Below are 22,769 nucleotides of genomic sequence, written 5' to 3'. Positions count from 1 at the left end.
GCCGGCAGCGTCAGATGTGTATAAGAGACAGGGCCGGTGGGACCGCCGCCCCCGCCGGGTGGACCGTTCGGGCCGCCGCCCCCGGGCGGACCGTTCCACCCGGCGCCACCGCCGCCGGGGTTCTGACACCGGCGGTGCGCTAGCCGCGTCCTCAGGTGGCCGCCTCAATCACCGCGATTGAGGCGGCCACCACCGCTTTCACCGCACAGAGACTAAATGTCGAGGATTCGTCGCGGCGGTGGCCGCCAGACACCATCTCGAGACCCAAACCGCTTGGAGCATTACGAAATTCGTGTGAACCGCCCACCGACACCGCGCCGTCAAGATTATGGCCGGCAACCAAGCCCTGACCACTGCCGAACCGCTACCCACCGATCTCCGAGATGCGATCACCGCGATCCGCTTCGACGATGCGGCAACTGACCTCCCGCCATGTGCGGTACTCCGAAGGCGTCATTTCGTGCCCCCACGCAGTGCTGATCGGCACGTTTCGGTCCAGATAGTCGGCTTCTGCGGTCCTCCATGCCTTGACGTACAGGTAAAACGGCAACCCAGTATGGATGTGATGAACCAGGTGATAGTTCTGATACATCAACAACGGACACAAAACACGCTCCCAGCCAACCCGAACCCGGGCAACCCGGAATCGGTCGCTCCGTACTGTGACCAGGCCGTGATGAGGCAGCCAGTCAAACCACCACGCGAGGACGCCCACGCCGATCCGCTGTGGGATGAAATAGATCAGCACCAGCTCTCGCCCATAGCCGAGAATCAGGATGGCGGTTACGAAGGCAAGGGCCAGGGTGAGGTATATGGCAAATCCCAGAGCTTCCTTGCGCGGGCGCCGGCGCAGGCGCGCTAGGTAAAAGCGGCAATACCAGGCATCGATTGTCAACCAGCGCAACGGCAGCTGCCAACGCGCGCCGGTGATACTCCACGCGTCCGGATCGTCGTGGATATTTTCATTGGTGTTGCGGTGGTGCGCGAGGTGCGTGTACGCGAGCATCGGGAATGTTCCGAACAACGAGACGAACGGCATCGACAGGCGGCCGAAGACCTGGTTGATCCACTTTGGCCGGCCGACGGTGTGGTGAATCGATTCGTGCGCCACGATGAACATAGAAACCGTCACGAAACCCTGAACGACGACGGTGACCACCAACCACCAACGACTCACTCCGGAGAGAACCGCTGCCGTCGCCGCACACCACGCAACGAGCGATCCAAGCCAGACCAGCACGGTCGGCACCGCAATGGTCGGCCGCGCGAACCTGGGAGCTGGGAAGCCTCGCGGGATTGCGGCCACCTCGCCAGCGCGCCGTGACCTCTGCTCGGTGGGGGCAGCCCTGTCGACGCTTGTCACCACGACTCCCAGCGAGGAACACGACGCTGACGCACTGCGTGGAAATCCATGTGGCACCACCTTGTTTCGGCTTTGCTCGTAGTACTTATTGCGTAATAAACTATTTGCCGTCTCGTCATCTAGGTGAACACGATAAATACGGTCATGTGCAAGCCCGTGCGTGCGAATTCGTGCGGTTAAGCATGGGCCGGCGGGCTGTCCGATAAACGGCGGATCCGACCTCGTCATCGGTTAGTTTTCGGTCGGGGTGATTCGACCGCTGAAGGCGATCGCAAACGTGTTTCCCGTGGGACGCTCTCAACCTGCTGGCAGCGCAGACCTAATCGAATCCCCCTCTACGCTCGCCCTGAGAGTCGCCTGGATTGAACCAGAATGTTCACCAGGGTAGACATCGGTAACCTACTCGCCGGAAAGCAGCGTTGTTAGTCGCTGGAATGCAGCGTGCATCGTTGATTTCCACATCGTTGCTCACCGGTGCGGCCCCGGGGTCGGAGTTGTTAAGCCTTCGCCTGCCCGAAAGATAGTCGCTTCGCAAACTCCGCGTTCCCGCCAGTTGACGGTTCCGAGGGCTTGAAGTGTCAGGCATTTTGCGCTACCTCCTGCACCGCAAGTTCGGGGCGCCACGTATGCTCGCAGGTTTTTCCGCTTTTCAATACCGTCATAAGGTTCCCGGCCAAATCGGCTGATACCGATCTGACGGAGGAAAGCCGAACATGATCCATGAGATTCACCAGGGCGATCAGCTTGTAGCGGAGCTCTACCTGCGGACTTATCGCAGCAGGACGTATGGCGACAGGTATCGTTTCGTGATACCTCATGCCCAGCACGAACGCTCTCTTAGAATCGGCGCTCAGCATGAATGGCTCGTCACCCTTGTCGAGAATTCGGAGCATGAGAAGCGGAATATCGCTTACCCAGAGAGGTTCGGCAGGTTTATCGCGATCCGTATGGGTGCCGATTGGGTTTTTCGGATGAGTCCAAGCAATCGTCAGGCCGTCGGCTATGAGCTCAAGTCTCATTTTCTGTCGCCACACTTCACCTTGGACAGCGATCGCTTCTACGAAGTTTTCCACATTCTGATATGCGACCCCGACAACCAAATAATGGTCAGAATGTCCAGCGTGAAAGTCACGCAACTCTGCTATAGTCCGGAAAAATTCCTCCTCATCCAGGAGCAAGTCGCTTGTATCGTAGTAAAACTGGCGCCTTTCCAGCATCCCTCTGGTGAACGGACAATGAGCTTTGTGGCCGTCGCCTTGGACAAGAAAATCAAGGTACTGTTGTATCAGCGGCACACAGTCGTCCGCGTGATGGCTGAGCTCAGTGAATACATAGTCCGATCGTCGGTTCATTGCCCCCCCAACGGCAAAACTCGACACTCGCGTCCTACCGGTGCGTGCGCTTACGTTGATCGCCCGAGATCAGGCGCATCGCTGGCAGTGAATCCCCTCCAAATCGAAAACGAGTTTAACCCCGATGCGACCCGAAGGTCGCCGAATTGCACCAACAAAGTTCAATCTGATCGAACAGCACTCGGGCCAGTTCGCCATGGTGGTCGCCGAAGCGGCCGTCGAGCAGCTCGATCAGCGCCGCTCGCTTGGTCTTCACCCGGCCCCGGGCCAGGTCGGCGAGGCGGTCGGGGTGACACTCGCCGGCAGTCAGCACTTCGATGATGTCCCGCTTCGACAGCGTGTCCAGCGCGGACGCCGCCGAGGACCTGGTGGACTAGGGGCCGCCTGCCTGGATCACATCGCGCAGAAGTGGCGGACATTAGGCCGAAATCTCTGCGCCACCGGCTGACTACGGGGCAGGATTTCGATCAGTAACCACAGCCCGGGGGTATGGGGGCGAGCGGGTAAAGCTTTGGGGGAGTCGATGAACCGTGAAGATGTGACGCTGCCGCTGACACGCGGACAACTAGACATCTGGCTCTCGCAGGAATCGGGCTATGCCGGTACGGAGTGGCAGCTCGGCCTGTTGATAAAGATCCAGGGCGCGATACAGCGTGATGTCCTCGAGCAGGCGATCCGCCAAACGGTGGCGGAGGCCGAGCCGAGCAGGGTTGCATTCTTCGAGGTCGATGGCCAAGTGGTCCAAAGGCCGATCGATGACCCGCATGTCGAGCTCAAGTTTCATGACCTGATCGGCACGCCCGATCCCGTGCAGGAAGCCTGCCGGCGGGCATCCTCCATCCAGCGCACCCCGATGGCGTTGAACGGCCAGTTACTCAAATTCGCCCTCTTCCAGACGCAGGCCGAGGAATTTTATCTGTTCGGCTGCTGCCACCACATCGTCTTAGACGGATTGAGCATGGCCCTGATGTGCCGTCGCGTTGCAACCATCTATTCGGCAATGGTCGCTGGATTGCCTGTTCCTGACGCCTATTTCGGCTCGCTGCAGGACCTGGTTGATCTCGAGTCGGGATACGAGGCATCCACCGAATATCTGGAAGACGAGGCGTACTGGAGCAAGAACCTTCCGCCGGAAGGCGGACAGGATTATCAGCTGCCCCGCACCACGGTCGACTGGGATCTCTGTAGGCCGTCGGCGTCAGTTCAGTTGGATGCTTTCGCTGTCAGCCGCATGCAGGAACTGTCCAAAATGCTACGCATCCGTCGCTATTCGGTCACCACAGCGGCATGCGCTCTCTTGGTGCATGCATGGTCGGGAAGCGGTTCGGAGGTGGCGCTGGATTTCCCGGTCAGCCGGCGGGTGCGTCCGGAGTCCAAGACACTCCCGGGGATGCTCGCCGGAGTTGTGCCGCTGGTCTTGCAGACGCCACCGGAGACAACGGTCGCCGATTTCTGTCGCCATGTTGACACACAGATACGGGAATTGCTGAAGCATCAACGGTTTCCGGTGCACCAGCTGGACGGCGAAGGCGGCCTTCTCAACCTGAGACAGGCAGCGAACAGGGTAGGTATCAATTTCATCCCGTCCCGATTGACCCTGGATCTTGGTGGCGCCCCGGCAACCGCGACATACACCAATAACGGCCCCGCCGATCACTTCGGGCTTTTCTTCATTGGGTCGAGTGACCAGCTGTTTCTCAGCACGGCAGGCCGCGGACAGCCGTTTGCGAGCTTTGACGTCTCCTACCTGGCGGCACGTCTGCAGCAGGTGCTGATGGAAATGACCGCCGATCCCGAGCGGCCGATCTCCTCGATCGAAATCCTCGATGAGGAGGAGAACGCCCGGCTCAATGGGTGGTCGCATCGCGCCGCGTTAACCCAGCCAGTATCCGCGCCGGTGTCGATTCCGGTGGTGTTCACCGAGCACGCCGCGCGTACCCCCGAGGCGGTAGCGGTGACCTTCGACGGCCACTCCATCACGTATCGGGGACTCGACGAGGCCGCAAACCGGTTGGCACACCTTCTGGCCGGTCATGGGGTTGGCCCGGGACAGTGTGTCGCACTGCTGTTTCCCCGGTGCGCTGACGCGATCGTGGCGATGCTGGCGGTGCTCAAGACCGGGGCAGCGTATCTGCCGATCGACCCGGGGCATGCGTCGGCGCGGATGGGGTTCGTGCTTGCCGATGCCGCACCCGCCGCACTGATCACCACGGCCGAGCTGCGCTCACGGCTGCACGGATCCGGTCTGCTGGTCGTCGATGCCCACGATCCCGTCATCGAGGCCCAACCCGACACCCCACTTCCAATGCCCGCCCCCGAAAACGTCGCCTACATCATCTACACCTCCGGGACTACGGGCACACCCAAAGGCGTGGCCATCACGCACCACAACGTCACCTGGCTGATCGAGGCCCTCGACGAGCGCCTGCCCCGCGGGGGGGTGTGGGCGCAGTGCTACTCCTCGGCCTTCGACTTATCGGTGTGGGATATCTGGGGTGCGCTGCTGCGGGGTCGGCGACTGCTGGTGGTCCCCGAGTCCGTGGCGGGCTCCCCGGAAGATCTCCACGCGTTGCTGGTCGCGGAGAAGGTCAGCGTGCTGACTCAGATTCCGTCGTCAGTGGCGCTGCTGTCACCGGAAAGGTTGGAGTCGACGGCATTGGTGGTGGGCGGTGAGGCCTGCCCGACCGACGTAGTGCAACGGTGGGCGACGCCCGGGCGGGTGATGATCAACGCCTACGGCCCGACCGAGGCGACGGTGTGCGCGTCGATGAGTACGCCGCTGACGCCGCGGCAGGGCCTGGTGCCGATCGGGTCGCCGATACCCGGCGCGGCAATGTTCGTGCTGGACAAGTGGCTGCAGCCGGTGCCGGCCGGGGTGGTCGGTGAGCTCTACCTGGCCGGGCGCGGCGTGGGCCTTGGATATGTGCGGCGTGCTGGTTTGACCGCGTCGCGGTTTGTGGCGTGCCCGTTCGGGGCCCCCGGGGCACGGATGTATCGCACCGGCGACCTGGTGTCCTGGGGCGAGGACGGGCAGCTGCGACACCTGGGCCGCGCCGACGAGCAGGTCAAGATCCGCGGGTACCGCATCGAACTCGGTGAAATCCAGGTAGCCCTGGCCGCCCTGGATGGGGTGCACCAGGCGGCGGTCGTCGCCCGCGAGGACCGTCCCGGTAACAAGCGGCTGGTGGGTTACATCACCGGCACCGCCGACCCGACCGAGATCCGCACGGCACTGGCTGATCGGCTCCCGGCCTACATGGTCCCCGCCGCGGTGGTGGTGTTGCCGGCAATCCCGTTGACCGTCAACGGAAAACTCGACAAGCGCGCCTTGCCCGCGCCCGAGTTCGCCGCCGGTGAGTACCGGGCCCCGGCCGACGCGGTCGAGGGAATCCTGGCCGACATCTACGCCCAAGTCCTCGGGATGGAGCGGGTAGGGGTCGATGACTCGTTCTTCGACCTCGGCGGCGACAGCATCCTGTCGATGCAGGTCGTGGCCCGCGCGCGGGCGGCCGGGGTGATGTGCCGTCCGCGTGACGTTTTCGTCGAACAGACGGTCGCGCGAGTTGCGCGGGTGGCGACGATGGCCGATGGCGAGGCCGGCATCGTCGACGAGGGCATCGGCCCGGTGCTGGCCACCCCGATCATGCGCTCGCTGCACAGCATCGAGGGCCCGATCGACGAGTTCAACCAGACCATGGTGGTCGCCGCTCCGGCGGGGGTGACCGAAGCCGACGTGGCGGTGGTCCTGCAGGCGTTGCTCGATCGGCATGCCATGCTGCGGCTGCGCATCGACGATGACGGCGCCGACGGCTGGTCGCTGGAGGCGCCCGAAGCCGGTTCGGTGGACGCGCGCGGATGCTTGCACACCGCCGATGTGTTGTCGGATGAGGCGCTGGTGGTGGCCCGGTCGCGGTTGAACCCGGCGGCGGGACTGATGCTCAGCGCGGTGTGGGCGACTTCCACCGGTCAGCTGGCATTGATCATTCATCACCTGACCGTCGACGGGGTGTCGTGGCGAATCCTGTTGGAGGACCTCAACATCGCCTGGGCGCAGCATCACAGCGGGCAGCCAGTTGCGTTGCCGACGGGCGGGACGTCGTTTGCGCGTTGGTCATCGCTGCTCGACGAACATGCGCGCCGCGCCGAGGTAGTGGCGCAGGCTGAGACATGGCGACAGGTGGCGGCAACACCGGCCGCGCTGTCGACGGTGCAACCTGAGGTGGACACCTACGAGTCCGCGGGCCAGCTGTCGGCGTCGCTAGATGTCGAGACCACCCGCCAACTGCTCGGCGAGGTCCCGGCGGCGTTTCACGCCGGAGTGGGCGACATATTGCTGATCGCCTTCGGGCTGGCGTTCGCGGAGTTTCTCGGCACCGCCGCGGGTGTGCCGATCGGTGTCGACGTCGAGGGTCACGGGCGCCACGAGGAGCTGGCTCCCTCTGTGGACCTGTCCCGCACGGTGGGCTGGTTCACCGCCAAGTATCCGGTCGCGTTGACGGTCGGCGGCCTGTCGTGGGCGCAGGTTGTCGCCGGTGGGGCCGCACTGGGCGCTCTGATCAAGGACGCCAAGGAGCAGCTGCGTGCCCTACCCGATTCGCTGACCTATGGTCTACTGCGGTACCTGAACCCTGAGGTCGATCTCGGCGGGTCTGACCCGACGATCGGGTTCAACTACCTGGGCCGGCTCGGTGCGGGCACCGACCTGCCCGGCGAGTTGTGGCGGATCAATGAGGACAGCCTGGCGTTTGCGGGTGTGGCTACGGCGGTGCCCCTCAGGTTGGCGCGCACGGTGGAGCTCAATGCCGGAACCATGGACACCGAGGCTGGGCCGCACCTGCAGGCGAATTGGACGTGGGCGCCCTCGGCGCTGAATGACGAGCAGGTCAGCCGGCTGAGCCAGTTGTGGTTCGAGGCTCTGGCCGGTATCTGCGCGCACGTCAAAGCCGGTGGGGGCGGGCTCACCCCGTCCGATATCGCTCCTGCCCGCCTCAGCCAGCAGCAGATCGACGAACTCTGCTCGCAGAGCGAAGTTTTGGACGTGCTGCCGCTGACCCCGGTGCAGCAGGGTCTGCTGTTCCATACCAGCTTCGCGCCGGGTCTGGACGACCTGTACACCGTGCAGCTCGGTATCACAGTCAACGGCGCCCTCGATGCGCACCGCCTGCGCGAGGCCGTGCAGACGGTGGTCAACCGGCATCCCAACCTGGTGGCCCGGTTCTGCGAAGACTTCGGTGAGCCGATGCAGGTTATCCCGGCCAAGCCGGTGATCGCGTGGCAGGACGTTGAACTGAACCCCGTGGGCGGCGATGCCGATCAGCAGATTGAGCGGCTGTGTGCTGCTGAGCGCGCCGCGGTCTGCGACCTGGCTGACAAGCCGACGTTCCGGGCGGCGTTGATCCGCACCGCAGAAGACCAATACCGCTTGGTGCTCACCATTCACCACATCGTGGCGGATGGCTGGTCGCTGCCAATCCTGATGCAGGAGGTGTTCGGCACCTACTACGGCGAACGGCTGCCTGCGGCTCAGTCATACCGCAGCTTTGTCACCTGGCTGGATGGGCAGGACCGCAGTGTCGCACAAGGGGCTTGGCGCGACGTGATGGCGGGTTTCGAGACTCCGACGTTGATCGCTACGCCAGGCCGGGTAGGGCGTCGCGATGTCGCATCCTTCCGGGTGTCCGCCGAGACCACAGCGGCCCTGACCGAGTTGGCCCGCTCGTGCCACACCACCGTGAGCACCGTGTTGCAGGGTGCATGGGCGCAGCTGCTGATGTGGCTGACCGGTCAGCATGATGTGGCGTTCGGCACCGCGGTCTCGGGTAGGCCGACGGAACTGCTCGGCTCGGAATCCATTGTGGGTCTGATGATCAACACGGTGCCGGTGCGGGCCAACGCCAGCACAGGGAGCACAGTCGCCGATCTGCTGGAGCAGCTGCAGCGCGTCCACAACGACATCCTCGAATATGAGTATCTGGCTCTCCCCGAGATCCACCGCGCCAGCGGTCACGATCAGCTGTTCGACACGTTGTTCCTGTACGAGAATTATCCGATCGACGCCGGCGCCCTGTTGGGCGCCGATGACCTGGCCATCACCGGCTTCACCAGCCGCGAGTACAACCACTACCCCCTGTCGGTGGTGGCGACGCCGGGCCACGAACTGAGCCTTCGCGTCGAATTCGACACGGACGCATTTGACCGTGCCGCCATAGACACGCTGATCGACCGGTTGCAGCAGGTGCTGGCGGCCATGATCGCCGATCCCGCCCGGCGGTTGTCGTCGATCGATCTGCTCGACCGGGGTGAGCACGACCGCCTCGACGGGTGGGGCAATCGGGCGATGCTGGCCGAGCCGGAGATGTCCGCGATCTCGATCCCCGAATTGTTCGCTGCTCAGGCGACCCGCGCCCCGGAGGCGGTGGCGATCACTTACGGGGATCGGTCGTGGACTTATCGCGAGGTGGAGGAGTCCGCTAACCGGCTGGCGCACTTGCTGATTCCTCAGGGTGCAGGACCGGGTACGCGTGTGGCCCTGTTGCTTCCGCGTACGCCTGAGGCGGTGGTGGCGATGCTGGCGGTGCTCAAGACCGGTGCCGCATATGTGCCGATCGATCCGACGGTTCCCGCGGCGCGGATGGAGTTCGTGTTGGGCGACTCTGCGCCTGTCGCTGTGGTCACCAACGCGGACGTGCGGTCCCGGCTGAAGGGGTCTGGCCTGCTGCTGATCGACATCGACGACCCTGCGGTGACGACCCAGCCCGCGACCGCGTTACCGGCGGTTGGGGCCGAGGACATCGCCTACATCATTTACACCTCGGGCACCACTGGGACACCCAAAGGTGTTGCAGTGCCTCATCACAACGTCAGCAGGTTGCTGGATTCGCTGGACGCCCAGTTGACGTTGGGACAGGTGTGGACGCAGTGTCATTCATTGGCGTTTGACTTCTCGGTGTGGGAGATCTTTGGTTCGCTGTTGCATGGCGGGCGGTTGGTGATGGTGCCCGATTCGGTGGTGCGTTCGCCAGAAGAGTTGCACGCGTTGCTGGTTCGTGAGCAGGTCAATGTGTTGAGCCAGACGCCGTCGGCGTTTTATGTGCTGCAGACCGCTGATGGGCTCGCGTCGAGGTTGGGGCAGCAGCTGAAGTTGCAGTCCGTGGTGTTCGGTGGCGAGGCGCTCGAACCCCAGCGTCTGGAGACGTGGCTGAACCACCACCCCGGACCGCCGCGTCTGCTCAATCTGTATGGCATCACCGAGACGACCGTGCACGCCTCGTTTCGTGAGATCGTCGGCGGCGACGTCGACAGTAATGCCAGCCCCATCGGGGTGCCGTTGGCCCACCTCGCATTCTTCGTACTCGACGGGTGGTTGCGTCAGGTCCCCGCCGGGGTGGTCGGCGAGCTGTACGTGGCCGGTGCCGGGTTGGCCGCCGGGTATGTGGGCAGGCCGGGGTTGAGCTCGACGCGGTTTGTGGCGTGCCCGTTCGGGGCGCCGGGGGCGCGCATGTATCGCACCGGGGATCTGGTGTCGTGGGGCGCCGATGGTCAGCTGTGTTACGTCGGGCGTGCCGATGAGCAGGTCAAGATCCGCGGTTATCGCATCGAGCTCGGTGAGATCCAAGCGACCCTCGCCGGTTTGGACGGGGTCGACCATGTGGCGGTGATCGCGCGCGAGGACCGTCCCGGCGACAAGCGGCTGGTGGGCTACATCACCGGAGCCGCCGATCCGGCTGAGATCCGTACTCAATTGAATGAACGGCTGCCGACCTACATGGTGCCGACCGCGATCGTTGCGCTCGAGGCGCTGCCATTGACGGTCAACGGCAAACTCGACGTCCGCGCCCTGCCGGCACCCGAATACCAGGACGTCGAGCATTACCGGGCTCCATCCAGCGCGGTCGAGGAAATCCTGGCCGGCATTTATGCCCAGATATTGGGTGTGCAGCGGGTCGGTGTCGATGACTCGTTCTTCGATCTGGGCGGTGACAGCATCCTGTCGATGCAAGTCGTGTCCCGTGCTCGAGCGGCCGGCGTAATGTGCCGTCCGCGTGACGTTTTCGTCGAACAGACGGTGGCGCGTCTCGCGCAGGTCGCCACGGTGGTCGCCGACGGCGAGGGCGGCGTGGTCGACGAAGGCACCGGGTCGGTGGTGGCCACCCCGATCATGCGTTGGCTGCACAGCGTCGAAGGTGCGGTCGAGCAGTTCAACCAGACGATGGTGTTGCAAGCCCCCGCGGGTGTCGCGCGGGCCGACGCGGTGGTGGTCCTGCAGTCGTTGCTGGACCGGCACGCCACATTGCGGCTGCGCGTCGACGACGACGGCGCCGGCGGATGGTTGTTGTCGGTGCCCGAAGCCGGGACGATAGATGCCGCCGGTTGCGTGGACACCGTCGACGCGCTGTCGGCTGAGGCGTTGGTGGCGGCCCGGTCACGGCTCGACCCGGGCACCGGGGCGATGCTGCGCGCGGTGTGGGCCGAGTCGACGAACCAGTTGGCGTTGATCATTCACCACCTGTCCGTCGATGGCGTGTCGTGGCGAATCCTGTTGGAAGACCTCAACATTGCGTGGGCTCAGCATCGCAGTGGCCAGCCGGTGGCGCTGCCGGCGGCCGGGACGTCGTTTGCCCGGTGGTCGTCGTTGTTGGCCAAGTACGCGCAGAGCGCAGACGTGATGGCCCAGGCCGAGGCGTGGCGTCAGGTGGCGGCAATCCCGGCAGCGTTACCGCCGGTACAGCCGGAGGACACCTACATCAGCGCCGGCCAACTGTCGGTGTCGCTGGATGTCGAGACGACCCGCCAGCTGCTTGGTGAGGCCCCGGCGGCATTTCATGCCGGGGTTCAAGACATATTGCTGATCGCGTTCGGCCTGGCGTGGACGCAATTCTTGAGCACCAGCACCCCGATCGGCATCGATGTGGAGGGCCACGGCCGCCAGGAGGAGCTGGCCCCGCATGTCGACTTGTCGCGCACGGTGGGCTGGTTCACCACCAAGTACCCGGTGGCCCTGAAATTCGGGGGGCCGGTCGGCGGCCTGTCCTGGGGACAGGTGACGGCGGGTGAGGATGCACTGGGCGCTCTGATCAAGGACGCCAAGGAGCAGCTGCGCGCCCTGCCCGACGGTCTGACCTACGGGCTGCTGCGCTACCTCGCCCCTGAGTTTGATCTGGGTGGGTCCGACCCCGTGATCGGCTTCAACTACCTAGGTCGTCCGGGTGGTGCGGCCGAGCTCTCCAGTGAGTTGTGGCGGCTCAGCGAGAACAGTTTCTCGCTGGGCGGCGCCGCGGGTGCAGTGAAGATGCCGCTGGCTCATACCGTGGAGCTCAATGCCGGCACGATGGACACCGAGGCCGGCCCGCAGCTGCAGGCCAACTGGACCTGGGCGCGCTCGGCGCTGCATGACAAGCAGGTCAGCCGGCTCAGCGAGCTGTGGTTCGACGCGCTGGCCGGCATCTGCGCGCACGTGCGCGGCGGCGGGGGCGGCTTGACCCCGTCCGACATCGCGCCAGCCCGTCTCACCCAGCAGGACATCGACAAGCTGGCGCAGCAGTACCGGATCGGCGATGTGTTGCCGCTAACCCCGCTGCAGCAGGGCCTGCTGTACTACACCGGCAGCGGGCAGGGCAGTGCCAACTTGTATGCGGTGCAGCTCGACATCACCGTGAGTGGTGCCCTTGACCCGCAGCGCTTGCGCGAGGCGGTGCACGCCGTCGTCACCCGCCACCCGAACGTGGTGGCCGTTTTCTGCGACGACTTCGGTGAACCGGTGCAGGTCATGCCCGCCGATCCGGCGCTGGCCTGGCACTACGTCGAGCTGAGCTCGGCAGATGCTGATGTGGAGGAACAGGTACAGCAGCTGTGTACCGCCGAGCGCGTCGCGGTCTGCGATCTTGCCGTCCAGCCGCCCTTCCGAGCTGCCCTGATCCGCACCGCAGACGATCTGTATCGGTTCGTGCTCACCAACCACCACATCGTGCTCGACGGTTGGTCGAAGCCGATCCTGCTGCAGGAAATCTTCGCCAGCTATTACGGCGTGCGGTTGCCCGCCGCGCCGTCGTATCGCAGCTTTGTCACCTGGCTGTCCGAACAGGATCGAGGCGCGGCTCAGACAGCATGGCGTGAGGTCCTCGACGGGTTCGACACTCCCAGCCTGGTGGGACCCCCTGGGCGTCCAGCGCTCGGTCTGCGCGGTACGGAGTCGTTCCAGGTGTCCGCGGAGACCACGAAGGCGTTGGGCGAGCTGGCGCGCTCGTACCGCACCACGGTCAGCACCGTCTTGCAGGCCGCGTGGGCGCTGCTGCTGACGTGGCTGACCGGCCAGCACGACGTGGTGTTCGGCACAGCGGTGTCGGGGCGTCCACCCGACTTGGCCGGCGCGGAATCGATGGTCGGTCTGTTGATCAACACGGTCCCGGTACGGGCGACCATCGGAGCGGAGACGACCACCGCCAACCTGCTTGACCAGCTGCAAAGCAGCTACACCAAGACTCTTGACCACCAGCACCTGGCCCTGAGCGAGATCCACCGCGTAACGGGGCACGACCAGTTATTCGACACAATGTTCGTCTACGAGAACTATCCGATGGTTACCGCCGCGTTATCGGCCGTCGACGAGTTGAACTTAAAAGGCTTCACCACTCGCGAATACAATCATTACCCGCTTTCGGTGCAAGCCGTGCCAGGCCACGAACTGTGTCTACGCGTCGAATTCGACACCGACGTGTTCACTGCGGCCAGAATCGAAAAGCTGGTCGCACGGTTCCGGCGCGTGCTGGTAGCCATGACCGCAGATGTGGAGGAGCAATCATGACCGTCCGTGCGGGACGGCCGATTGTTGTCGATACCCGATCGATACCAGGCTAGCTGCCAAACACCTTGGGCCAAAGGTGAATTCATCACGGATGGCGCTGTTTGAACCGGGCCTCCTCGTCCACACCCAATCAGGGCCGCGCCTTCGACCTCATCAACGCGACCACCCCCAGCCCTCACGAAGTCAGACCCAAATCCCCACCATCAACCACAAGCCTGATTAGCTACCCCGATCGCCCGGCGTTGATCGGCAGCGTGAGCCGGAATTGGGCGCCGCCCTGGTGCGGCAGGCACGCCAGTTCACCGCCGTGGGCACGCGCCAGCGCCCGCGCGATCGCCAGCCCCAGCCCGGCGCCGCCGTGGTCGCGGGCGCGGCCGGGGTCCAGGCGGACCAGCCGCTCGAAGATGTTGTCCCGCTGGTCATCCGGGATGCCCGGGCCGGTGTCGGTGATGGTGATTTCCGCGAGGCCCTCGGGCGCGCGAAGGTCGACGGTGATGGCTCCGCCGGCCGGTGTGTACCGGCGGGCGTTGTCGAGCAGGTTGGACACGATCTGCGACAGACGGGTCGCGTCGGCGTCGAGATGCTGTGTGGTCAAACCGGTGCGGGTGACGCGCAGCTGTGGTGCCAGCATCGCGGCTCTGTCAGCCTCGCCGTCGAGCACAGCGGCCACGTCCACGTCGTGCAGCTCGAGCGCGAGCCCGGCGTCGATGCGGCTCAGGTCCAGCATGTCGGAGACGAGCCGTCCGGCGCGGCGAGCGTCGGAGAGCAACAGGCTCGCCCGGCGGTATTGCCCGTCGTCGTGGTGTTTTGAGGCGCTGTGCGCGACCTGCTCGGCCGCGACCTGAATGCCTGCGATCGGGGTTCGCAACTCGTGGGCGGCGTCGACGAGAAACCGCCGGGTCGCCGTCTCCGCGGCCTCCGCGGTGTCGGCGGCGCGCCGGGCGCGGTGCTCGGACAGTTCCAGTGCGTCCAGCATGCCGTCGAAAGCGCTTGCGGCGCGGCCGAGTTCGGTGTCCGTGCGATCCGGGTGCAGCCGCCGGCCGCGATCCCCGGTGGTGATGGCGTTGGCCAGCGCGGTGAGCCGATCCAGCGGACGCAACGCCGCCCGGCTGACCGCGATGAGTAGCAGCGCCGCGAGCAGCAGGGTCACCAGACCCGCCCCGATCATCAACCCGCGCAACTGATGCGCGACCTGGGTGGTCTGCGTGGTGTCGGCGACCAGGATCACCCGGCTGCCATCAGGCAGCGGGTGCACGACGGCCGTCGCGGTGGCATCCGGCGGAGGGCCGGGCGGCGGCGGAAGTGCGTACGGCGGTGGCGGATACGGCGGTGGATAAGGCGGCGGCGGATAAGGCGGCGGCGGGTATGGGGGCGGCGGAGGATAGAACGGTGGCGGTTCGACCTCCCCGTCGCTCAGCTCGGGACTGATCCCGCGGTCGCCGTACGCGGTGCCGTCGGCCGTGACCACGAGCGCCCGGATCCCGCCGCCGTTGAGTTCGGCGGCGAGCAGATCGGGCGAGGTGTGCGCGGCGCTCAGCGCGTCGGCGCGCGAGGTCGCGGCCAGCAGCCGATCGTGCAGATTGCGGTGGGCGAGAACACCCATCGTGATGTCGATGGTGACTCCGAGCACCACCAGCAGGACGGCCAGCAGCGCCAGCACCACCAGCGTCACGCGACGTTGCAGCGACGGCGTCGGCGTCGTCGACGCGGCCGTCATGACCGCTCGGCCTGCAGGCGGTAGCCGATGCCGCGCACGGTGTGCAGGATCCGCGGCCCGTGCGCCTCGAGCTTGCGCCTCAGCCCGCTGACATGGACCTGCACCAGGTTGGGGTCGTAGGCGTCGTAGCCCCACACCCCGTTCAGGATCTGGCCCGCGCTAACGATCCGGCCGCGCTGCTCCACCAGGAAAGCCAGCACGCGCAGCTCGGTCGCGGTCAGATCCAGCCGGTGTCCGCCGCGCGCGGCCACGCCGGCGCCGAGGTCCAGGGTGACATCGCCCACCTGAATCACCTCCGACAGCCGGCCGCGACGGCGCAGCACCGCACCGACCCGCGATACCAGTTCGGCCAGCTCGAACGGCTTGATGACGTAATCGTCGGCCCCGCCGTCGAGTCCGCGCAGCCGATCGGGCAGCCCGTCGCGCGCCGTGATCAGGACGATCCCGATGTCACCCCATTCGCGGATGACGTCGATCAGTTCGAACCCGTCGCGCCCGGGCAGCATCACGTCGAGCACCACCAGATCGGGCCGCATCCCGTCGAGAACCTGTTCCAGGCCGTCGCCGTCGCAGCGGGCGGCGGTGTGATAGCCGACATCGGCGAGCGCCTCGCTGACCATCTCCCGGATGGTCTCGGAGTCTTCGACGATCAGCACCCGCGGTGTGCCGACGCTGAACCGATCCGACCGGCGCGCGGGCGAGGAGCTGTCGGCCTGCCGCGAATCCGTCATACGCCCATTGTCGGCACGGGTTCTGAGATGAACCTGAAGCGGCCATTTCGAGGGCACGGCGCTGGATGATTTCTTAAGCCCCACTTCAGCTCCGGCTCTTAGCGTCCGTGACATGACCACGAACGACGACATCAACACCAATCCGCCCGCGCCGGCACCGGTCGCCTACCAGGCACCCGAGCGACGCCGTCACCCCACCGGCGTGGTGATCGGCGCCGGCGTGGCGGGCGTGCTGCTCGGCGCGGTCGGCACCGTCGCGGCGATCGCCTTCGCCTGGATCGTCAGCGTCGGGCCGCCCCCGCCGCCGCCTCCCGGGCCGCCGCTGGGGCTTGCGGCGCCCTTCCACGGTCCCCCGCCCCCTCCAATGGGCGGGCCGATGCCGGGTGGTTTCGGATTCACCCCGCCCGGGCCGCCGGGACCCCCGCGCGGCGTCTGGCCGCCGCCCCCGGGCGAGGGATTGCCGACACCGCCCGCGCCGACGCCGGCGTCCCCCACGCCGCATCCCTGACAACCGAGCCTGTCGCCGTCACGATGCCTGAATCGTGACGGCGACAGGCGGCAGCCCAGTACCGTCACGGTTATCCCGACGACCGTGGAGGGCCGCATGACATCGGACAACAGCGGAGCCCGCCGGTTTCCCACCGGCGTCGCCAGCCTCGCCGGACGGCTGCTGCGGTCGCGCCGCCTCATGCGCGCGCCGGTCTGGATCTACAAGGCCCGCGCGGGCGCGCTGTTCGGTTCGCGCATCCTGTTGCTCGAGCATGTCGGCCGCAAGTCGGGACTGCCGCGCTACGCGGCGCTGGAGGTCGTCGACCACTCCCCGCCGGACACCTACGTGGTCGCCTCGGGTTTCGGTCGAAAAGCCCAGTGGTTCCGCAACATTGAAGCCAACCCCCGGGTGCGGGTCTACGCCGGCAGCCACGCGCCCAGAACCGCCGTCGCGCGCGTACTGCCCACACCGGAGGCCGATCGCACCCTGGCCGCCTACCGAACCCGTCACCCCAAGGCGTGGGAGCGGATGCGGCCGGTGCTGGAGCAGACGCTCGGCGTCCCGATCACCGACACCGATACCCCGCTGCCGCTGGTCGAGTTGCGCCTCGACTAGTCCTGGTCCGGTCCCTTGATAGTCATCGCGGCGACCAACGCCAAAAACAAGGCGGCCGGAAGGCCGTTGACGACCTTGTCGCGCACTCGAACGTGCGCGCCGACCGCCAGCACGAAGTACAACGTCAGCATCGCCGTCGTCAACCGCGCCAGCGCCGGAAAGCGCTGAACCGACAGCAAACCGACCGCGGCGGCCGCCTTCACCGCCGGCAGCACCGGCCGGATGTTCTCCGGCACGCCCACGTCATCGAGGACCTTCTTGATCGGGGCCACCTGGACGCCGCACGCCACCGCGTCGACGGCGTGGAACACGCCGAGCGCCGTATAGGTCTTCGGGGAAGTCAACACACTCATCCCACAATCCTAGGGAGTCAGCTCCCCCGCCGGGCCATCCACCGGCTGGCGCGCTATCGCCTCCGCCTTGGCCACCGCCTGGGCGATCGCGGGGTCGGTTTCGGTGGAGAACCAGTCGGCGACGTCGGCGTCGTCGTCGGCGCTGTGCTTGGGCGCGTCCTCAACCGGTGAGGGCTGGAATCGGAACACCCCGTCCTGGTCCGGGGACCCCAGCAGTTTGGTGAATCCCTGCAACGCAGCACTGAAGTCGCTCGGCACCACCCACACCTTGTTGGCGTCGCCGCGCGCCATCTCCGGGAGCGTCTGCAAATACTGGTACGCCAACATTTCCGGGGTGGGCCGACCCGCCTTGATCGCGGCGAACGTCTTCTCGATCGCCTTGGCCTGCCCCTGTGCCTGCAGGTACGCCGCGGCGCGTTCGCCCTGGGCACGCAGCATCCGGGACTGCCGGTCGCCCTCGGCGGCCAAGATCGCGCCCTGCTTGGCGCCCTCGGCGGCCAGGATCTGCGCCTGCTTCTGACCCTCCGCCTCCTTGATCGCCGCCTCGCGCATACCTTCGGCGGTCAAGATCATCGCCCGCTTCTCGCGGTCGGCCTTCATCTGCTTTTCCATCGACGCCTGGATCGACGGCGGCGGGTCGATGCTTCGTAATTCGACCCGGGCGACGCGCAACCCCCAGCGGCCGGTCGCCTCGTCGAGCACGCCGCGCAGCTGGCCGTTGATCTGGTCGCGGGACGTCAGCGTCTGCTCGAGCGTCATGCCGCCGACGACGTTGCGCAGCGTGGTGGTGGTGAGCTGCTCCACACCGACGATGTAGTTGCTGATCTCGTAGACGGCCGCCTGGGGCACGGTGACCTGGAAGTAGACCACCGTGTCGATGTTGAGGGTCAGGTTGTCCTCGGTGATCACCGGCTGCGGCGGGAACGACACCACCCGCTCGCGCAGATCCACCCGGGCGCGGACCCGATCGATGAACGGCACCAACAGCGTCAGCTGCCCGCTGACCGTGCGGCTGTAGCGTCCCAGCCGTTCGATCACCGCGGCCTCTGCCTGAGGTATCAGCGCCACCGACTTGGCCACCACGACGATGGCGAAGATCACCAAGACGGCCAGCAGGACCAAACCAGCAACCGCACCTTGCATCGGACTTCCTTTCCTTCGCAGCGGTTCTCGCCGCCGCTACAGACTGCTCCTGAAAACCACCGCGGTGGCACCGTCGATCTGCATGACGGTGACCGGCTCGCCGGGTTCGTAGACCTCGCCGTCGGTGAGCGGGCGCGCCGTCCATACCTGGCCGTCGAGTTTCACCTGGCCCTCGTCGCGTGCGACCCGCTCGAGCACCAGCGCGGTTTTGCCCGGCAGCGCCTCGATTCCCAAGCGCGGCATCCCGGCCGGCGTCAGCCGTCGCTTCAGCGGCGGGCGAACCACCACCAGCAGCAGCACCGAGACGACCAGGAACACCGCGCCGTTCGCCCACGCCGGCAAGTCGGTCAGCCAACTGGTTAGCGAGGCGGCCAGTGCGCCCCCACCGAGCATCACCAAAAACAAATGGCCGGTGAGTGCCTCCGCACCGGCCAGCACCAGCGCGAATATTAGCCAAAGCAGCGCGGCGGGCATGCGGCAAGAATACGCGTGATCCGCCTTTGCCGGGCAAAACAACTACACTGCGTGATCGTGTGGTGTCCCAGTGTTTCGCTGTCCCTGTGGGCCAATGCCTGGCTCGCCGGAAAGGCCGCGCCCGACGACGTCCTGGACGCGTTATCCGTTTGGGCGCCAAAGCAATCGGTGACCGCGTATGATGCCGTGGCCGCGGGCCACACCGGGCTGCCCTGGCCCGATGTGCACGACGCGGGAACGGTCACGCTGCTGCAGACATTGCGCGCCGCGATCGGCCGCCCGACGCCGACGTCCGACGGCGCCGGCTTGATGCGCGGGACGATCAACGTGATTTTGCCGGTTCCCGGCGATGTGCGCGGGCTGGCCCCCGGAACACAGTTCGAGCGGGACGCCCTGGCCGCCGGTGAGGCGGTCATCGTCGGCAATCCCCGCGACCCCGGCACCGCCGTCGGCCTGGTGCCCGAATTCTCCTACGAGGACGACGAGGACACGCCCGAGGACTACGAGACGCGGCTGGCGGAGCTGTGCGCGCTGACGTGGACGGTGTACTCGCTGCCCGGCGCGCCGGTGCTGGACCATTGCGAGCTCGGCGACGCCGAGTACACGCTGCGCTCGGCCGTGCGCTCGGCCGCCGACGCGCTGGGCGCGATCGGGCTGGGGGCTGCCGCGACCGACGTGGACGACCCGCGCGGGCTGGTCGAGCAACTGCTGGAATCCGCACGGCAACACCGCATTCCCGACCACGCGCCGACGCGCGCGCTGCGGGTGCTGGAGAATGCCGCGCATGTCGACGCCATCATCGCGGTCAGCGCGGGGCTGAGCCGATCCGACTCTCCGGACCGTTTCACCGCGCCCGTCGCCGCCGGCCCGGAACCGCTGGGAACGCAGTCGTCGTCTGAGGCGCGCATCGCCAGCGATGCGTTGCGACCGCTGACCGCCGTGGTGCGTTCGGCGCGGATGGCGGCCGTGACCGCGATCCTGCACTCGGCCTGGGGCGACTAATCCTGGCCGCTGGCCCCGGCCGCGCAGTGCGGCGGGCGGCACGGCGCGCCGTTGACGCTGGCCTGGCAGCCCGGCACCGGGTCCGGCCCGGTAACCCTCTCGGGCGTCCGGCCATAGCGCAGTTCGTCGATCAGGTCGGCGGCCAGTTGCGCGAAACGTGGGTGTGCGTTGGGCGTCGAGGCCCGCACCATTGCCACGCCCGCCGCCTCCGCCTGGGCCGCCAGCTCGTTGTCGAGGTCCCACACCACCTCGATGTGGTCGGCCACAAACCCGATCGGGCAGACGATGACGGCCTCGGTGCCGGCCTGCGCCAGGGTTGCCAGGTGGTCGGCGACGTCGGGCTCCAGCCACGGAACCTGCGGCGGCCCCGACCGGGACTGCCACGCCAGGTCGTACTCGGGGTATCCGGCGGCGGCCGCCACAAGGCTTGCGGCATAGGCGACTTGGCGGCTGTACAGCTGCGGGCCCAGCCGGTCGTCGGCGGCCACCGGGATGGAATGCGCGGTGAACACCAGACGCGCGCCGGCCTGTTGCTCGGCGGTCAGCGCGCCCGACGCCGCGCCGATGGTGTCGGCGAAGATCTGCACGAACCGCGGGTGGTCGAAATACGGCCGCAGCTTGACCAATTCGGGCGCATCCGGCCCGGCCGCCTCACGCGCCCGGGCGATGTCTTCGACGTATTGCGTGCAGCTGGAATAGCCGCTCCATGCCGATGTGGTGAATACCGCGGCACGCCGAATTCCGTTGTCCCGCATCGTCGCGACGGTGTCTTCGACGTAGGGTTCCCAGTTGCGGTTGCCGAAGTAGACCGGCAGGTCCAGGCCGCGGCCTTCGAGCTCGGCGCGCAGCTGCTCGATCAGCGCCAGGTTGATCCGGTTGATCGGCGACACCCCGCCGAAATGCATGTAGTGCTCGGCCACGTGGTCAAGCCGTTCCGGGGGCACGTTGCGGCCCCGGGTGACGTTCTCCAAGAACGGCCGAACCTGCTCGGGACCCTCCGGCCCACCGAAGGACAGCAGCAGGACGGCATCGAATTCCATTGCCGTTTACAGCAATTGGGTGCTTGCGCCACCGTCGGCGTAGATGATGGTCCCCGTCGTCGCCGGCAGCCAGTCCGAGAGCAACGCGCACACCGTCTTGGCGACCGGAGTCGGATCCTTCATGTTCCAGCCGATGGGGGCGCGCTGGTCCCAGCCCTCTTCGAGAAGCTGCATCTGCGCGCCGGCTTCTTCGCCCAGCGCACCGCCGACGATCGCGCTCATGGCCAGCGTCCGGATAGGGCCCGCGGCAACGAGATTGGAGCGCACACCGAACTTGCCCGCCTCGCGTGCCACGAATCGGTTGACCGATTCCAGCGCACTCTTGGCCACCGTCATCCAGTTGTAGGCCGGCATCGCCCGGCTGGGGTCGAAGTCCATACCTACGATGGAGCCACCGGCGTTCATGATCGGCAGCGTCGCCTTGGCTAGCGAGGCGTACGAATACGCCGAGATATGAATGCCTTTGGAGACATCCTCATACGGCGCGTCGAAGAACGGGTTGATGCCCATCCCCGTCTGCGGCATGAAACCGATCGAGTGCACCACACCGTCGAGCTTGTTGCCCTCACCGATCTCTGCCGTTACCCGCTCGGCGAGCGAGTCGAGGTGCTTCTCGTTTTGCACGTCGAGTTCGATCAGCGGCGCCTTCTCCGGCAGCCGGTCGGCGATGCGCTGAATCAGGCGCAACCGGTCGAACCCGGTGAGCACCAGCTGCGCACCCGCCTCCTGGGCCGCCTTGGCGATGTGAAACGCAATCGACGAATCGGTGATGATCCCGGAGATCAGAATCCGTTTACCGTCGAGCAGTCCTGCCATGTCCGTCCTCAATATCCTTGTGTCGTGGTTGAAGTCAGTGGCCCATGCCCATGCCGCCGTCGACCGGAATGACCGCACCGGCGATGTAACTGGCGTCCTCGGATGCCAGGAAGCTGACCACCCCGGCGACCTCCGCGGCGGTGCCGACCCGCTTCGCGGGGATGAATTCCAGCGCCCCGGCCTGAATCCGCTCGTCGAGCGCGCGCGTCATCTCGGTGTCGATGTAGCCGGGTGCCACCACGTTCGCGGTCACCCCGGCCTTGGACAGCTCCCGGGAGATCGAACGGGCCATGCCGATGAGACCGGCCTTGGAGGCCGCGTAGTTGGACTGGTTACCGATGCCCCAGCTGCCGGAGACCGAGCCCACGAAGATCATCCGGCCGAACCGCTTCTTCTGCATGCTGCGCGACGCGCGCTGGGCGACCCGGAACGCGCCGGTGAGGTTGGCATTGATGACCTTCTCGAACCTCTCCTCGGTCATCCGGATGAGGAACGCGTCCGCGGAGACGCCGGCGTTGGACACCAGCACCTCGACCGGGCCCTGGTGCTCCTCGACCTCTTTGAAGGCGCGGTCGACGGCGTCGTTGTCCGTCACGTCGCACTCGACACCGAACAGTCCCTCGGGCGCCCCGGATCCGCGGTGCGTGATGGCCACCTTGTGGCCGTCGGCGGCCAGCCGCTGTGCGATCGCCAGCCCGATCCCCCGGTTTCCGCCGGTGACCAGGACTGAACGGGATACGAATGCCGGTTTGACGCCGTTGTCGGCGAGATCGGTGGCTGCTTCAGTCACCCGGCCAACTTATCGCCTCGGCCAGGCAGAGCTGCAATCGGCTCAGCGCGGGCGCAACGCGCGAACCCTGGGTGGCTCCCCT

15 protein-coding genes are annotated in these 22,769 nt (G+C 66.3%); 4 read left to right on the top strand and 11 right to left on the bottom strand.

Going from position 1 to position 22,769, the window contains the following annotated elements:
* Positions 1 to 364: 364 nt before the first annotated feature.
* From A5760_RS08065 to A5760_RS26630, 3 genes are all read right to left on the bottom strand, one after another.
* On the bottom strand, positions 365 to 1,249 hold the full coding sequence (locus A5760_RS08065) for a fatty acid desaturase (RefSeq protein ID WP_231122575.1): 885 nt from the start codon (positions 1,247 to 1,249) through the stop codon (positions 365 to 367).
* 692 nt (positions 1,250 to 1,941) lie between these two features.
* Positions 1,942 to 2,715, bottom strand: coding sequence for a 1-aminocyclopropane-1-carboxylate synthase (locus tag A5760_RS26960; protein ID WP_196772025.1), 774 nt, complete (start codon positions 2,713 to 2,715; stop codon positions 1,942 to 1,944).
* A 115-nt stretch (positions 2,716 to 2,830) separates the two neighbouring features.
* Positions 2,831 to 3,028, bottom strand: coding sequence for a hypothetical protein (locus A5760_RS26630; protein ID WP_064879456.1), 198 nt, complete (start codon positions 3,026 to 3,028; stop codon positions 2,831 to 2,833).
* A 210-nt stretch (positions 3,029 to 3,238) separates the two neighbouring features.
* On the opposite strand from A5760_RS26630, the gene A5760_RS08050 reads away from it, so the two are divergent.
* Entirely contained in the window at positions 3,239 to 13,516 is a 10,278-nt protein-coding gene (locus A5760_RS08050) for a non-ribosomal peptide synthetase (protein WP_064879454.1), read from the top strand.
* Between the two features lie 223 nt (positions 13,517 to 13,739).
* Here A5760_RS08050 and A5760_RS08045 read toward each other — a convergent pair whose 3' ends face one another.
* Positions 13,740 to 15,233: a HAMP domain-containing sensor histidine kinase gene (locus tag A5760_RS08045; protein ID WP_064879452.1), complete on the bottom strand. Its 1,494-nt coding sequence runs from the start codon at positions 15,231 to 15,233 to the stop codon at positions 13,740 to 13,742.
* Complete coding sequence (locus A5760_RS08040) at positions 15,230 to 15,964, bottom strand: response regulator transcription factor (protein ID WP_064879450.1); 735 nt, start codon at positions 15,962 to 15,964, stop codon at positions 15,230 to 15,232. The genes A5760_RS08045 and A5760_RS08040 overlap by 4 nt, the downstream gene beginning before the upstream one ends.
* Positions 15,965 to 16,076: 112 nt before the next feature.
* On the opposite strand from A5760_RS08040, the gene A5760_RS08035 reads away from it, so the two are divergent.
* On the top strand, positions 16,077 to 16,472 hold the full coding sequence (locus A5760_RS08035) for a hypothetical protein (RefSeq protein ID WP_064879448.1): 396 nt from the start codon (positions 16,077 to 16,079) through the stop codon (positions 16,470 to 16,472).
* Positions 16,473 to 16,652: 180 nt separating this feature from the next.
* Positions 16,653 to 17,069, top strand: a complete 417-nt coding sequence (locus A5760_RS08030; protein WP_155764256.1) for a nitroreductase family deazaflavin-dependent oxidoreductase — start codon at positions 16,653 to 16,655, stop codon at positions 17,067 to 17,069.
* Here A5760_RS08030 and A5760_RS08025 read toward each other — a convergent pair.
* From A5760_RS08025 to A5760_RS08015, 3 genes are read right to left on the bottom strand one after another with little or no spacing between them, the layout of a single operon-like run.
* Entirely contained in the window at positions 17,066 to 17,422 is a 357-nt protein-coding gene (locus A5760_RS08025; RefSeq protein WP_064879444.1) for a DoxX family protein, read from the bottom strand. The two genes, A5760_RS08030 and A5760_RS08025, sit on opposite strands and share 4 nt — an antisense overlap.
* Before the next feature lie 9 nt (positions 17,423 to 17,431).
* Positions 17,432 to 18,565, bottom strand: coding sequence for an SPFH domain-containing protein (locus A5760_RS08020; protein WP_064879442.1), 1,134 nt, complete (start codon positions 18,563 to 18,565; stop codon positions 17,432 to 17,434).
* A 36-nt stretch (positions 18,566 to 18,601) separates the two neighbouring features.
* Positions 18,602 to 19,039: an NfeD family protein gene (locus tag A5760_RS08015; protein WP_064879440.1), complete on the bottom strand. Its 438-nt coding sequence runs from the start codon at positions 19,037 to 19,039 to the stop codon at positions 18,602 to 18,604.
* 57 nt (positions 19,040 to 19,096) lie between these two features.
* Here A5760_RS08015 and A5760_RS08010 point away from each other — a divergent pair, with 57 nt between their 5' ends.
* Positions 19,097 to 20,041 carry a hypothetical protein gene (locus tag A5760_RS08010; RefSeq protein WP_064879475.1) on the top strand — a complete coding sequence of 315 codons (945 nt, stop codon included), beginning with the start codon at positions 19,097 to 19,099 and terminating at the stop codon, positions 20,039 to 20,041.
* Here the strand turns inward: A5760_RS08010 and A5760_RS08005 are convergent.
* The 3 genes from A5760_RS08005 to fabG1 are packed head-to-tail and all read right to left on the bottom strand — an operon-like array spanning position 20,038 to position 22,687.
* Positions 20,038 to 21,081: a ferrochelatase gene (locus tag A5760_RS08005; protein WP_064879438.1), complete on the bottom strand. Its 1,044-nt coding sequence runs from the start codon at positions 21,079 to 21,081 to the stop codon at positions 20,038 to 20,040. The genes A5760_RS08010 and A5760_RS08005 overlap by 4 nt on opposite strands.
* 6 nt (positions 21,082 to 21,087) lie before the next feature.
* Positions 21,088 to 21,897: an NADH-dependent enoyl-ACP reductase InhA gene (gene inhA / locus A5760_RS08000; protein ID WP_064879436.1), complete on the bottom strand. Its 810-nt coding sequence runs from the start codon at positions 21,895 to 21,897 to the stop codon at positions 21,088 to 21,090.
* A 34-nt stretch (positions 21,898 to 21,931) separates the two neighbouring features.
* Complete coding sequence (gene fabG1, locus A5760_RS07995) at positions 21,932 to 22,687, bottom strand: 3-oxoacyl-ACP reductase FabG1 (RefSeq protein ID WP_064879434.1); 756 nt, start codon at positions 22,685 to 22,687, stop codon at positions 21,932 to 21,934.
* Positions 22,688 to 22,769 lie beyond the last annotated feature (82 nt).

The organism is Mycobacterium colombiense, from assembly GCF_001665835.1.
Classification (GTDB): Bacteria; Actinomycetota; Actinomycetes; order Mycobacteriales; family Mycobacteriaceae; genus Mycobacterium; species Mycobacterium colombiense_A.
Note: the sequence above shows the minus strand (reverse complement) of the source record. Positions and strands in the feature narration are given on the sequence as shown.